Source organism: Streptomyces sp. PKA51 (assembly GCF_057552455.1).
In genome coordinates this window covers 420,352-433,140 of sequence record NZ_BAAJPZ010000005.1, presented here as the reverse complement: position 1 = coordinate 433,140, position 12,789 = coordinate 420,352, and the positions used below count along the sequence as shown (strand labels likewise).

Genomic DNA, 12,789 nt, shown 5'->3' with positions numbered 1-12,789 from the left:
GATCGTCAGCTGGTAGGGGTTCTCCAGCAGCGGCGACGTGCGGCGGGACTCCACCTCGATCTCCCAGACGCCCGGCACCGGATTCGTGTACGACCGCAGGTCCGGACGGCAGGTGTTCTGGGGGTTCGGGTAGTTCGGGTAGCAGTTCGGCGTGGAGGTCGGGTCGACCGGCACGCCGTACGGGTTGATCGCGATGAAGCGGGTCTGGCTGCCGGCGGCCAGGCCGCCGAGGGCCACCTCCAGGCTCTTCGCGCCCTTGGGCACGGTCACGAAGTAGGACGTGGCGGCGTTGCGCGTGGCCGTTCCCGACTTCTGCACGGTGTACGAGGGCGCAGCGACCGGGTCCGCGACCACGACGGTCGTCATGATCTGCTTGTCGATGCCCTCGGTGCGGTCGTCGTCGACGGTCAGGATCGCGCTGTGGATGCCCGCCGCCTTGGCCTTGGCCTTCACCTTGACGGTGACCGGCTTGTTCAGCGGCAGCTTCACCTCGTCGTCACCGACGAGCGAGAAGGTGCCGTCGTTGGTGCGCCACTTCAGCTCGTGCCACACGGGCCGGTCCGGGCCGGAGGTCCGGGTGACGGTCACGTCGTACGTGCGCGTCTCGCCGGCCTTCAGGCCGCCCTCGCGGTCGTACAGGCCGGTGCCGAAGCCCGGGGTCTTCAGCCTGCCGGCCAGCACGGTGTTCACCGGCGCCTTGACCGTGTAGTCGTGGGCGGTGGCGCCCTCGCGCAGGGCCTCCCACGCCTCGTCGATGTCGATCAGGCCCGAGCCCTGCTCGTACGCCTGCGCGCCCTTGATCTTCTTCGCGGTACCGGTCAGCGCCGTGCGCAGGTCGGCCGGGGTGAGCTTCATGTGCTTCTGCTTGGCGGCCGAGATCAGCAGCGCGGCGGCGCCGGTGGCCTGCGGGGAGGCCATCGAGGTGCCCTGCAGCATGCCGTAGCCGGGCGGCAGGTCGTAGCCGGCCTCCTTGACGGGCGCGCCCGGCTCCCAGGTCGGCGTGGTGTTGATCGACGCGCCGGGGGCGGTGATGGTCGGGGTGAAGCCGCCGTCCTCGCGCGGGCCGCGGGAGGAGAAGGGCATCATGGCGTACTTGGTCTTCACCTCCGAGCCGTAGTTGGCCGCCCAGGTCTCCTTGGAGACCGAGGCGCCGACGCTGAGGACCTTGTCGGCCAGGGCGGGGTCGCCGATGGTGTTGGCGCCGGGGCCGCTGTTGCCCGCGGAGATCACCAGCTGGACGCCATAGGTGTCGATGAGGCGGGTGTACAGCTCGGAGCGGGCGTTGTTGCCGTCGTTGAGCGCGGGCAGCCCGCCGATGGACATGTTGACGATGTCGACGCCGTGGTTGACGACGAGGTCGATCATGCCCTCGGTCAGGGCGATGTTGGTGCAGCCGCCCGTCCAGGTGCAGGCCCGGGAGGAGACGAGCCGGGCGCCGGGCGCGGCGCCCTTCATCTTCCCGCCGAACAGGCCGTTGGCGGCGGTGATGCCGGCGACGTGCGTACCGTGCTCGGACTCGATGACGCCGATGTTGACGAAGTCGGCCTTCTTGCCGACCCACGAGCCGCCCTTGGGGTCCATCGGCACGTCCTTGCGGATCTGCACGACGAACGGGATGCGCTCGACGATGGGGGTCGAGGGGTCGTCCTTGCCGAAGTAGCCGACCTGGAAGCCGTCCTTGTACGGCTTCATCTCCTCGTCGTCGCCGAAGTCGCCGTTGTCGTCGAGGTCGACGCGGACGGTGCCCTTGGCCTTGTCGTACAGCACGGCCCAGGAGTCGGTGGTGTCGCCGTCCCGGTTGAGGTCGCCCTTCATGTCGCCGCCGGTCGTGGCGCTCTCGCGGAACAGCGCGACCTGGTAGCTGCCGCCGCCGGCCGGGGCGGTGTAGGTGCGGCCGTTGAAGGAGAAGGAGGGGCCCGAGACGTCCTGCGTCATCGGCAGCCAGGTGCCGTCGGAGTCGGTGAGCGGGTCGGTCGCGGTCACCCAGTCGACGATCTTGCGCTCGCCGGTGGTGGTCCTCTGCAGCGCCGGGTGGCCCAGGTCGATGCCGGAGTCGAGGATGCCGATGGTCACGCCGCGGCCGTCGGCCTGCGGGTGGTCCTCGACGAAGTCGACGGCGCCGGTCTCGAAGGCCGGCTGGTACGGGTTCTTCGCCGGGGTGTCCTTGCCGGGCCCCGGGTAGGTGCGGCTCTTGGCGAGGCGGGGGGCGCCCTGGGCGGAGTCCGCGCGGGGCGTCGGGTCCGGCAGGGGTATCTCCTGCTTGAGGTCGATGCCGTGCACGGAGGCCAGCTTCTTCGCCTCGTCGATGGCTTCGTCGGCCTTGGCGGTGGGCACCGTGGCCCGTACGTAGCCGAGCTTGTCGTACGCCTGGCCCACCGAGGCGCCCTCGATCGCGTCCAGTGTGCGGGCGACCTGCCCGGTCCGGCCCGGAGTGGTGGCGATCATCATCGTGACCGTCCTGTCGCCCTCGGCCTTGGCCTTGGCGAGCAGGGAGGCGTCCTGCGAACCGAGCTTGTCCGCGGGGTCGTTGGCCGGTGCGACCGGGCCCGGGGCGGGCCCGGGGTCGGCGGCGAAGGCGGGGGCGGCGCCCGCGGCGGTGAGGGCGGCCACGAGCGAGGCCGCGACGGCTATTCGGGCCGTGCGTCTCGCGCGCGCGGGGGGTGCGTCCACGGCACCGGCGGCGCCTTCGGGGGTGGCTTGCATGGGCATCCCTGGCTTGTCAGTGGTAAGCGGGTGACAAAAGGCGGAGCTGAGGGAACGAAAAGGGCACGACGACGCGGCGTCCGGAAATCGGAGCCGGGTGACCGCTCACTTTGATGGAAGTGGTGCGGTTTTGGGGAGAGTTGCCGGGGCGTGAGGATAAGGATGGCGTAAACCCGCCAGGGGTCAGGGTGGGATGAAGCGGGCGACGAACCACGAAGCGGTCAGGGAGCTCTCGTGGTCCGGCGTCTGTAGGGCAAACGGGCCAAAGAGTCGCCCCCCTGACCGGCCCAACGCTTCCCCCACGGGTGAACGCTGAGTGAGTGTCAGTGCACGAGGGGACGAGTGGTGTATGTCCATTCGCAGTAGCCAAGATCCATGCGAGATGACCGGCGGCGATCGTTGCGGCCCCGTTCACGCCCAGGTCACCCGGGGTGTCAAGCATCCCCGTCGACGGGGCCCGCCGGCCGCGTGCCGGACCGCCAGCCTTCGCGTTCGCACTCGGGGAGACCGCCATGCACCGCAGAGCCCGCAGGACCGCAGACTCGCCGCTGGACCGCCGCACCTTCCTGGCCGCCGCGGGCGCCACGACCGCGGGCCTGGGCCTCGGCCTGGGCGCCGGCAGCAGCCCGGCCGGCGCCGCCCCCGCCGACCCGACGCCCGCCCCCCAGGCGGCGGCCACCGCAACGGCCACCGCCACCTCCGAGGCCGCGCCCACCGCCGCCGGCACCACCCTGGTCTCCGTGGCCGCCCCGCGCGGCAGCGGCGGCTACCGCAGGCTGGGCGACGGGCCGGGCTGGCCGCGGCAGGTGCGCGCCGAACTGGCCCCGGCCGGCGGCGGGCGCGAGGACCGGCGCACCACGCTGGCCTGCTTCGTGCAGTTCACCGACCTGCACCTGACGGACGTCCAGCACCCGCTGCGCTACGAGTTCTTCCGCTCCGGCGAGCCCGGCGCCTGGCGCCCCCACGAGGCCCTGACCCTGCCCGGCGTCGTCTCCCTCGTCGAGCGCGTGAACAAGCTGCGCCGCGGCCCGGCCACCGGCAGCCCGCTGGCCTTCGTCGTCACCACCGGCGACAACGGCGACGAGAACGCGAAGATCGAGGTCGAGTGGTTCCTCACCGCCCTCAGTGGCGGCCGCATCGACCCCCAGACCGGCGACCCGCACCACTACGAGGGCGTCCAGAACAGCAACCTCAAGACCTTCTGGCACCCCGAGAGCTCCCTGCGCGACCAGGACAAACAGCTCGGCTACCCGCGCATCGACGGCTACCTCGCCGCCGCCTGCCGCGCGGTGAACAGCCCCGGCCTGAACATCCCCTGGTACTCCACCTTCGGCAACCACGACCTGCTCTCCGGCGGCTGCTACCCCGCGGCCGGCTCCTTCATCGCGGAGGTCTGCGTCGGCAACCGCAAGCTGCAGTACATCCCGCCCGCCGAGGCCAAGTGGCTCATGGCCGGCGAGGCGGACGGCGCCGACCCCAAGGGCAGGCGCATGGAGTCCCTGCTCAAGGCGCACACCAAGGAAATGCGCACCATCACGCCCGACCCGCGCCGGGCGCCGCTGACCGCCCAGCAGTACGTCGCGGCCCACCTCGACCCCCGGCACACCGGCCGCGGGCCGCTCGGCCACGGCTACACCCGCGCCAACCTGGAGACGGGCAACCTCTACTACACCTTCCCCGTCTCCGAGAAGGTCATCGGCATCAGCATCGACACCACCGACCCCGGCGGCCACTACCAGGGCTCCCTCGGCACCGCCCAGCTGCAGTGGCTGGAGCGCACCCTGACCGCCCACAAGGACCAGTACGCCCTCGTCTTCAGCCACCACCCGAGCTGGAGCATGAGCAACATGACGCCCGACCCGGCCCGGCCCAAGGAAAAGCGGCACAGCGGCGACGAGGTCGTCGCCCTCCTGCAGCGCCACACCAACGTCCTGGCCTGGATCAACGGCCACAGCCACCGCAACCGCATCCGCGCCCGCGGCAGCTTCTGGGAGATCTCCACCGCCTCGCACGTGGACTACCCCCAGCTCGCCCGCGTCATCGAGGTCACCGACAACCGGGACGGCACCCTCTCCCTGTTCACCACGCTCATCGAGTCGGCCGCCCCGTACCGCACCGACTACCACGACCTGTCGCAGACGGGGCTGGCCTCCCTCTACCGCGAACTGGCCTTCAACGCGCCCGGCTCCGACACCTCGCTCGCCGGCCAGCCGGCCGACCGCAACACCGAACTGCTGCTGCGCCGCCGCTGAGAAACCCCCGCGGGAGCAGGGACGCGCCGGAGCCGCCGGCGCGTCACCTCGGCAGCACCACCACGTACGCGGTGAGCTCCCGGTCGGCCGCCGCGAGCGCCGTACGCACCACCGTGGCCTGCTGCGCCAGCGCCGCCGCGTCCCGCAGCCTGCGCGGGGTCAGCCGCAGATAGGCGATGCCGAGCCGCTCCAGCCGCTCGCGCTTGAGCGCGGTCTCCGACCACACCTCCGCCTCGTCCCGGTACGGCCCGTGGACGTCGAGCTCCACCACCACCCCGTGGTCGGGCCAGTAGGCGTCGGCCGCCCCCAGGCACGGCCCGCCCGGCAGCCACAGGTCGACGTTCCACAGCGGCGCCGGCAGCGCATGCTCGCGCACCATGGCGTACAGCCTGTCCTCCGCCAGCGACCGGCCCTCCGCCAGCAGCGCCTCGACCGCGTCCATCACCTGCGGCCGGGTCAGCAGCCGGGCCCGCGACAGCTCGCGCACCAGCGCCGTCGCCTCGCAGTGCCCGCCGCGCACCGCCTCCGACAGCACCTGCCCGACGGCCCGGGCGTCCTCCAGCCGCGCCACCGTGTCGGCCACCGCCCGGGCCACCGGGGCCACCGGCAGGCCCGTCACCGGGCGGGGCCTGGGCACCGCGGAGGTGCGCACCAGCCGGACGAACCCGGTCGAGCGCAGCCGGCGGGTGCGCGGCAGCAGGACGTCGATGTGCTCCAGGGACAGCAGCGAGGGCACCGAGGTGAAGCGGTACAGCGCCAGCGCCGCCGGCCCCGTGATCATCGCCTGTCCGTACGCGGCCATGCCCTGCTCGCGCCCGCGCTCCTGCGGGCCGGGCTGGCGGGGCACCTGGGCCCGCGGCACGGTGTACAGCAGCGCGGCGTGCAGCCGCTCCTCGCCGGTGGCGGGGCCGGTGTGCAACAGGAAGACCCCTGGCAGCAGCTGCTGCCAGGGGCCTCCGGGCCGGCACCGCTCGCCGACGACGGACCCGGCGACGCCGTGCTCCCGCAGCTGACGAGATGTCAGCACGCGGTGGCGGACGTCGGACAGATGGTGCAGGGGGCGGGGGGAGAGGGGGGTGTTGGAGGTCATGCCCCGGCCATTCCCGCCCCGCCCGCGCCCCAAGACCGCTGTTACCGCTCCGTGGACGATCCGGGACAAGACCACCCGTCGGTCAGGAACGCCACCCGTGTGTCCGCAATGCCACCACTTTGCAATAGGCGTTACTTTTCCGCCGCAGCCGCGTCGCAGTCCATGGCGCGCAGCGCCCGGGCCAGGTCGTCGCGCGCCTCCAGCACCAGCCGCCGCAGCGCCGGCGGGGCGTCCGCGTGCGCCTCCAGCCAGGCGTCGGTGGCCGCGAGCGTGTCCGGGTGGTCCTGCAGGTGCGGGAAGAGCCCGCGCACCACCGCCATGCCCGTCTCGATCGACCGCTCGCGCCAGACGCGCTCGATCGCCTCGAAGTAGCGCGGCGCGAAGGGCGCCAGCAGCTCCCGCTGCCCGGGCTGGTCGAAGCCGCCGATGGTGGCCTCGGCCAGCGCGTTGGACAGGGTGTCGCCCTCCACGACCGCCGCCCACGCCTGCTCCTTGACCTCGGCCGACGGGCGGGAGGCCAGGCAGCGCACGTGGTGCCGCTTGCCGCTGGCGGTGTTGTCCCGGGCCAGCTCCGCGTCCAGGGCCGCCTCGCCGGCGGCACCGCGGGAGGCCAGGGTGGCCAGGAAGGCCCAGCGCAGCTCCTGGTCGACGTCCAGGCCGTCGATCTTGGCGGTGCCCTCCAGCAGCCCGCGCAGCAGCTCCAGGTCCGCCTCGGCGCTCGCCAGCCCCGCGAAGAACCGCGCCCACGCCAGCTGGTGGCCGCTGCCGGGCTCGGCCTGCCGCAGCTCGCGCAGTGCGCTGCCGGCCAGCTCCAGCGCCGCCCGCTCGCGCCGCTCGGGGGCCGTGTAGTGCACGAGCGCGGCGCTCGCGCACATCTGCACCGTCTGCAGGACGCCGATCTCGCTCTCCGCGCCCGCGAAGCGCCCGACGATCCGCAGGTAGTCGCGGGCCGGCAGCAGCCCGTCGCGCGTGAGGTTCCACAGTGCCGACCAGCACAGGGCGCGGGCGAGGGGGTCCGTGAGGTCACCGAGGTGCTCGTGCAGGGTGGCCAGCGAGCCCTCGTCGAAGCGGACCTTGCAGTACGTCAGGTCGTCGTCGTTGACCAGGATCAGCTCCGGCCGCTCGGCACCGGTGAGCTCGGTGACGACCGTCCGCGGGCCGGTGACGTCGGTCTCGGCGCGCGCGTAGCGTACGAGTGCCCCTCCGGGCGCCTCGCGCCGGTACAGGCCCACCGCGAGCCGGTGCGGGCGCAGCCCGGGCCGGGCCGGGTCGTCCTCCTGCAGCACCGCCAGCTCCGTGATGTGCCCCTCCGCGTCGTACGTGACCTGCGGCGTGAGCGTGTTGACGCCGGCGGTCTGCAGCCAGGAGCGGGACCAGGCGGCCATGTCCCGGCCGGAGGTCTCGCCCAGCACCGACAGCAGGTCCGCAAGACGGGTGTTGCCGTAGGCGTGGCGCTTGAAGTAGCGCCGGGCGCCTTCGAGGAAGGCGTCGCGTCCCGCATAGGCCACCAGCTGCTTGAGCACGGAGGCACCCTTGGCGTACGTGATGCCGTCGAAGTTGAGCTTGGCGTCCTCCAGGTCGCGGATGTCCGCGGTGACCGGGTGCGTGGAGGGCCACTGGTCGGCGCGGTACGCCCACGCCTTGCGCTGGTTGGCGAAGGTGATCCAGGCGCCGGTGAAGCGGGTGGCCTCCACCTGGGAGAAGGAGCCCATGAAGTCGGCGAAGGACTCCTTGAGCCACAGGTCGTCCCACCACTGCATAGTGACCAGGTCGCCGAACCACATGTGCGCCATCTCGTGCAGGATGACGTTGGCCCGCCGCTCGTACGCCGCCTGCGTCACCTTGCCGCGGAAGACGAACTCCTCCCGGAACGTCACACAGCCCGGGTTCTCCATCGCCCCCAGGTTGTACTCCGGCACGAACGCCTGGTCGTACTTGCCGAAGGGGTAGGGGTAGTCGAACGTCTCGTGGAAGAAGTCCAGGCCCTGCTTGGTGACCGTGAAGACGTCCTCGGCGTCGAAGTGGGGCGCCAGCCCCTTGCGGCACAGGGCGCCCAGCGGGATCTCGAGCACCGAGCCGTCCGGCAGCGTACGGCTGTAGTGGTCGCGCACGACGTGGTACGGGCCGGCGACGACGGCCGTGATGTACGTCGAGATCGGCTGCGTCGGCACGAACCGCCAGGTCGCCGCACCGGCCTCCGCTGCCTCCGGCTCGCCGTCCTGCGCGCCGTTGCTCAGCACCGTCCAGCCGGCGGGCGCGGTCACGGTGAAGGTGAAGGGCGCCTTCAGGTCGGGCTGCTCGAAGTTCGCGAAGACCCGGCGCGCGTCGGCCGGCTCGTACTGCGTGTACAGGTACACCTCGCCGTCCTCGGGGTCGACGAAGCGGTGCATGCCCTCACCGGTACGGCTGTAGGCGCACTGCGCGTCCACGACCAGCACGTTCTCGGCGGCCAGGTCCGTCAGCGCGATGCGGCTGCCGTCGAAGACGGCCGCGGGGTCCAGCGCGCGGCCGTTGAGGGTGACCGAGGTGACCGACGGGGCCAGCAGGTCGGCGAAGGTCGCCGCGCCCGGCTCCGCACAGCGGAAGCGGATCGTGGTCACCGACCGGAAGGTGCGCCCCTCGCCCACCGCGGACCGCAGGTCCAGCGCCACCTCGTAGGCGTCCACGCTCAGCAGGCGGGCGCGCAGGCCCGCTTCCTCGCGGGTCAGGTTCTCACCGGGCACGTCGCGACTCCCCTCTCGTAGTTTCAGGAATCATGGCACGCGCGGGTTTGTTGAAAGACAGACCGACTTCTCACCGGAGGTACCGCCCATGACCCCCCAGCCCGCACCCCGGGTGACCGCCGAGTTCTGGTTCGACCCCGCCTGCCCGTGGGCCTGGCTCACCTCCCGCTGGATGCTGGAGGTCCAAAAGGTGCGGCCGGTGGACGTGCGCTGGCACGTCATGAGCCTGGCCGTCCTCAACGAACCCAAGATCGACGAGGTGCCGGAGGAGTACCGCGAGTACCTCACCACCACCGCCTGGGAGGCGGTGCGGGTGTGCATCGCGGCCGCCAAGGAGCACGGCGACGACGTGCTCGGCCCCCTCTACACCGCCCTCGGCACCCGCTTCCACAACCAGGGCCTGCCGCGCGACCGCGCCACGATCGAGGCCGCACTGGAGGAAGCGGGCCTGCCCACGAGCCTCGCCGACGCGGCCGGCAGCACCGACTACGACGAGGAACTGCGGCTGTCGCACAAGGAGGGCATCGAGAAGGTCGGCCAGGACGTCGGCACCCCGATCATCTCCGTGCCGGGCCCCGGCGGGGACGAGGTCGCCTTCTTCGGCCCCGTCGTCACGCCGGCCCCGCGCGGCGAGGCGGCGGGCCGCCTGTGGGACGGCACGCTGCTCGTGGCGGCGACGCCGGGCTTCTTCGAGCTCAAGCGCACGAGAACGGCGGAGCCGAGCTTCGAGTGACGGCGGGGGCCGGGGCTTCACCCGGTGTCCTCAAACGCCGGACGGGCCAGCCCGTCCGGCGTTTGAGGACCGGGGTCCGGGACGGGGCCCCGGGAGACGGGGAGAGGGCGGGGCCGGGGATCGGTCCGCCGCAGGCGCCCCACGGAAGCCGCACCCAACGGGCACCGTGCGAGCCGACCGCTTAATGTCCCCCTATGGGCCAGACCGACCTCTCCCCGCCCATCGGCCGCGACGGCGGCTGGGCCGACGCCGAGCCGCCCTGCGGCAACGCCGCCCACGCCGAGCTCCCTGTACGCCCGTACGATCTGTTCACGCTCGCCGTCGGCAGGGCGATCGCCGCCGCGTGGTCACTGCTGGGGCTGCGCAATGCGGCGGGCATGCTGCGTCACTACCTCGGCGGCACCGGCACCCCGCGCCGCGTGGACGCGGAGGCCCTGCTGGCGCTGCCCGTCGTACGGGAGGCCGTCGACGCCCAGCTGGAGCGGTGGCGCGCCGAGGCGCTGGAGCGCGGGGGCGGGCGCGGGCCCGCCGCGTACCCGGCGGACAGCGGCTGGCGGGACGTGTTCATCGGCCGTCGCGCGAGCCGCGACTGGTGGCTGGCCCTGCGCTGCGTGGAGTTCCGGCTGACGGGCACAGTACGCCTCGACGGCGGCGGCTGCGTCGCGGTCGACTACCGCTTCGCCGTGCACAAGGCGTACAACTTCGACCGCGGCGGCTCGGAGCTGGGCGTGCCGTTCGCGCCGTTCGCGCGGTTGCACGAGACGGGGCTGGCCCGGCAGTTCGCGGTGACGGGGGAGGCGTTCGGGCACGCCTGAAGGGCCCCCGCGCAACGGGTGGCGGTGCGCGGGGGCCTTCGGTGTGCCTGCCGCGTGAAGGGTGAGAAGACGATCACGAGCAGGCGGTCAGGTGGGCCGGCCGGTCAGGCGCCGAGCAGGATGCTGTTGCCCTTGGCCTTGGCGGCGGCGTAGCGCGCGGCGACGTCCTGCCAGTTGACGACCTTCCACATGGCCTCGATGAAGTCGACCTTCTGGTTCTTGTACTGCAGGTAGAAGGCGTGCTCCCAGGCGTCGAAGACGAGGACGGGCACCGAGCCCTGGCCGACGTTGCCCTGGTGGTCGTAGACCTGCTCGACGACGAGGCGGCCGCTGACCGGCTCGTAGGCGAGGACGCCCCAGCCGGAGCCCTGGGTGGTGGCGGCGGCCTTGGAGAGCTGGGTCTTGAACTTGGCGAAGGAGCCGAAGGACTCGGCGATGGCGTCGGCGAGCTCGCCCACGCCGTCCTTCTCCAGCGGCTCGCCGCCGCCGTCGCCACTCATGTTCGTCCAGTAGATGCTGTGCAGGATGTGGCCGGAGAGGTGGAACGCGAGGTTCTTCTCCAGGCCGTTGATCGAGCCCCACTGGTCCTTGTCGCGAGCCTCGGCGAGCTGCTCGAGGGTGTCGTTGGCGCCCTTGACGTACGCGGCGTGGTGCTTGTCGTGGTGCAGCTCGATGATCTCGGGGCTGATGACAGGGGCGAGCGCCGAGTAGTCGTACGGAAGTTCAGGAAGTGTGTAGATGGCCATGCCGAGCCCTCCGACTGCTTATTGCAACTGATGTGCAGCTAAACGCTATCAGCAAGTGCGATCACTGATCAGTACGGTCCGGGGGACTTCGGTCCAAAGAAGGAGGCGGGGTGGGTCCTGAAGATCAGGACCCACCCCGCCTCGGGGACGACTGCGGCGAACGGCGCGTCAGCTCGCGGCGGCGGCCGCCTCGGCGCGCCGGGCCGCCGTCATCCGCTGCCGCAGGTAGCCGGTGACGGCGAGGACGATCGTCAGGCCACCGGTGAAGTACAGCTGGATGCGCGTGTCGTCCTCGCGCAGCATCAGCGCCAGGACGGCGACGATGCCGGCGAGGGCCGCCCACGTCAGGTACGGGAAGAGCCACATGCGCACCAGCAGCTGGTCCTGCGGGGTGCGCCGGCGCCCGCGCAGCTGGGAGACGGCGATGAAGCCCCAGACCACGAGCGTGGCCGCGCCGACCATGTTGAGCAGCCACTTGAAGACGGTGGTGGGCCACCAGTAGCTGAGCAGGACGGCGAAGAAGCCGAAGGCGGCGGAGGCGATCACCGCGTAGCGCGGGACACCGCCGCTGCTGATCTTGCCCAGCAGGCGCGGGCCCTGGTTGCGGGCGACGAGGGAGTAGGCGATGCGCGAGGAGCCGTAGATGTTGGCGTTCATCGCCGACAGCAGGGCGACCAGCACCACGACGTTCATGATCTGGCCGGCGCCGGGGATGTCCAGGTGGTTCAGGACGGCGACGTAGGGGCCCTTGTCGGTGACGGACTTGTCGTTCCAGGGCAGCAGGGTGACCACGACCAGCAGCGAGCCGACGTAGAACAGGGCGATGCGCCACATCGCCGTGCGCACGGCCCGGGCCACGCCCTTGCGCGGGTGCTCGGACTCGGCCGCGGCGATGGTGACCGTCTCCAGGCCGCCGTAGGCGAAGACCGAGGCGAGCAGGCCGGTGACCAGGCCCTCCGTGCCCTGGGGGAAGAAACCGCCGTGCCCGGTGAGATTGCTGGTGCCCGGGGCGTCGGTGCCGGGCAGGACGCCGAGGATCGCGAGGACGCCGAGGACGAGGAATGCCGCGATGGCGGCGACCTTCAGCGTCGCGAACCAGAACTCGAACTCGCCGAAGTTGCCCACCGCGGCCAGGTTCGAGCCGGTGAACAGCAGCATGAACAGCGCGACCCACATCCACGAGTCCGTGGAGGGGAACCATTCGGTCATGATGTGCGCGGCGCCGATGCCCTCGGCGGCGACCGCCACGCACAGCAGGGTCCAGAACACCCAGCCCGCGGTGAAGCCCGCCCACGGCCCGATCATCCGCTCGGCGTGGACGGAGAAGCTGCCGGAGGCGGGGTTCGCCGCCGACATCTCGCCGAGCATCCGCATCACGAGCATCACGAGGATGCCGGAGGCGGCATAGGCCAGCACGATCGAGGGACCGGCGGCGACGATGCCCTGGCCGGACCCGACGAAGAGCCCGGCACCGATGACACCGCCCAGCGCGATCATCGACAGATGGCGCTGCTTGAGCCCGTGCGACAGCGAGGAGCCCGACTGGGCCGGCTCTCTCGGCTCCGTTGTTTCGGGGGCCCCGGACTCCGGCGGGGAGGGTATACCAGTCATGATCGTAAAAGCCCCGTTGGTGTGAGCGGAAAAGTTGCCTCAGTGTGGAGGGCAGTTTGGCTGAGGACAACACTCCTCACGTATCTGTCCGATATTCAGACAGACATGTGACCTTC

The 12,789-nt window shown here is 71.8% G+C and carries 7 protein-coding genes and 1 pseudogene; 3 read left to right on the top strand and 5 right to left on the bottom strand.

Annotated features, from left to right (window positions below):
* Positions 1 to 2,709, bottom strand: a pseudogene (locus AC27L3_RS11320) (S8 family serine peptidase); the annotation flags it as partial.
* 506 nt (positions 2,710 to 3,215) lie between these two features.
* Between AC27L3_RS11320 and AC27L3_RS11315 the strand changes: the two are divergent.
* On the top strand, positions 3,216 to 4,955 hold the full coding sequence (locus AC27L3_RS11315) for a TIGR03767 family metallophosphoesterase (protein ID WP_487233852.1): 1,740 nt from the start codon (positions 3,216 to 3,218) through the stop codon (positions 4,953 to 4,955).
* A 43-nt stretch (positions 4,956 to 4,998) separates the two neighbouring features.
* On the opposite strand, the gene AC27L3_RS11310 is transcribed toward AC27L3_RS11315, so the two are convergent.
* Together AC27L3_RS11310 and pepN are read right to left on the bottom strand one after the other, a co-directional pair.
* On the bottom strand, positions 4,999 to 6,045 hold the full coding sequence (locus AC27L3_RS11310) for a hypothetical protein (protein ID WP_487233851.1): 1,047 nt from the start codon (positions 6,043 to 6,045) through the stop codon (positions 4,999 to 5,001).
* Between the two features lie 131 nt (positions 6,046 to 6,176).
* Complete coding sequence (pepN, locus tag AC27L3_RS11305) at positions 6,177 to 8,768, bottom strand: aminopeptidase N (protein ID WP_487233850.1); 2,592 nt, start codon at positions 8,766 to 8,768, stop codon at positions 6,177 to 6,179.
* Positions 8,769 to 8,856: 88 nt separating this feature from the next.
* Between pepN and AC27L3_RS11300 the strand changes: the two genes are divergently transcribed.
* Together AC27L3_RS11300 and AC27L3_RS11295 are read left to right on the top strand one after the other, a co-directional pair.
* Positions 8,857 to 9,501 (top strand): mycothiol-dependent nitroreductase Rv2466c family protein, encoded by a 645-nt coding sequence (locus AC27L3_RS11300; protein WP_487233849.1) that lies wholly within the window; start codon positions 8,857 to 8,859, stop codon positions 9,499 to 9,501.
* A 194-nt stretch (positions 9,502 to 9,695) separates the two neighbouring features.
* A complete protein-coding gene (locus AC27L3_RS11295; RefSeq protein WP_487233848.1) occupies positions 9,696 to 10,316 on the top strand; it encodes a hypothetical protein in 621 nt (206 codons plus the stop codon).
* Positions 10,317 to 10,420: 104 nt separating this feature from the next.
* Here AC27L3_RS11295 and AC27L3_RS11290 read toward each other — a convergent pair whose 3' ends face one another.
* Positions 10,421 to 11,062, bottom strand: coding sequence for a superoxide dismutase (locus AC27L3_RS11290; protein WP_344434378.1), 642 nt, complete (start codon positions 11,060 to 11,062; stop codon positions 10,421 to 10,423).
* Between the two features lie 168 nt (positions 11,063 to 11,230).
* The gene (locus tag AC27L3_RS11285) at positions 11,231 to 12,673 is read right to left on the bottom strand and encodes an amino acid permease (RefSeq protein ID WP_487233847.1); all 1,443 of its coding nucleotides are present in this window, start codon (positions 12,671 to 12,673) and stop codon (positions 11,231 to 11,233) included.
* Positions 12,674 to 12,789 lie beyond the last annotated feature (116 nt).

Excerpts from the sequence above, each read along its gene's own strand:
- AC27L3_RS11315 (WP_487233852.1), top strand. The coding sequence starts at position 3,216 with ATGCACCGCAGAGCCCGCAGGACCGCAGACTCGCCGCTGGACCGCCGC.
- AC27L3_RS11310 (WP_487233851.1), bottom strand. The coding sequence starts at position 6,045 with ATGACCTCCAACACCCCCCTCTCCCCCCGCCCCCTGCACCATCTGTCC.
- AC27L3_RS11295 (WP_487233848.1), top strand. The coding sequence starts at position 9,696 with ATGGGCCAGACCGACCTCTCCCCGCCCATCGGCCGCGACGGCGGCTGG.
- AC27L3_RS11290 (WP_344434378.1), bottom strand. The coding sequence starts at position 11,062 with ATGGCCATCTACACACTTCCTGAACTTCCGTACGACTACTCGGCGCTC.
- AC27L3_RS11285 (WP_487233847.1), bottom strand. The coding sequence starts at position 12,673 with ATGACTGGTATACCCTCCCCGCCGGAGTCCGGGGCCCCCGAAACAACG.
- AC27L3_RS11300 (WP_487233849.1), top strand. The coding sequence starts at position 8,857 with ATGACCCCCCAGCCCGCACCCCGGGTGACCGCCGAGTTCTGGTTCGAC.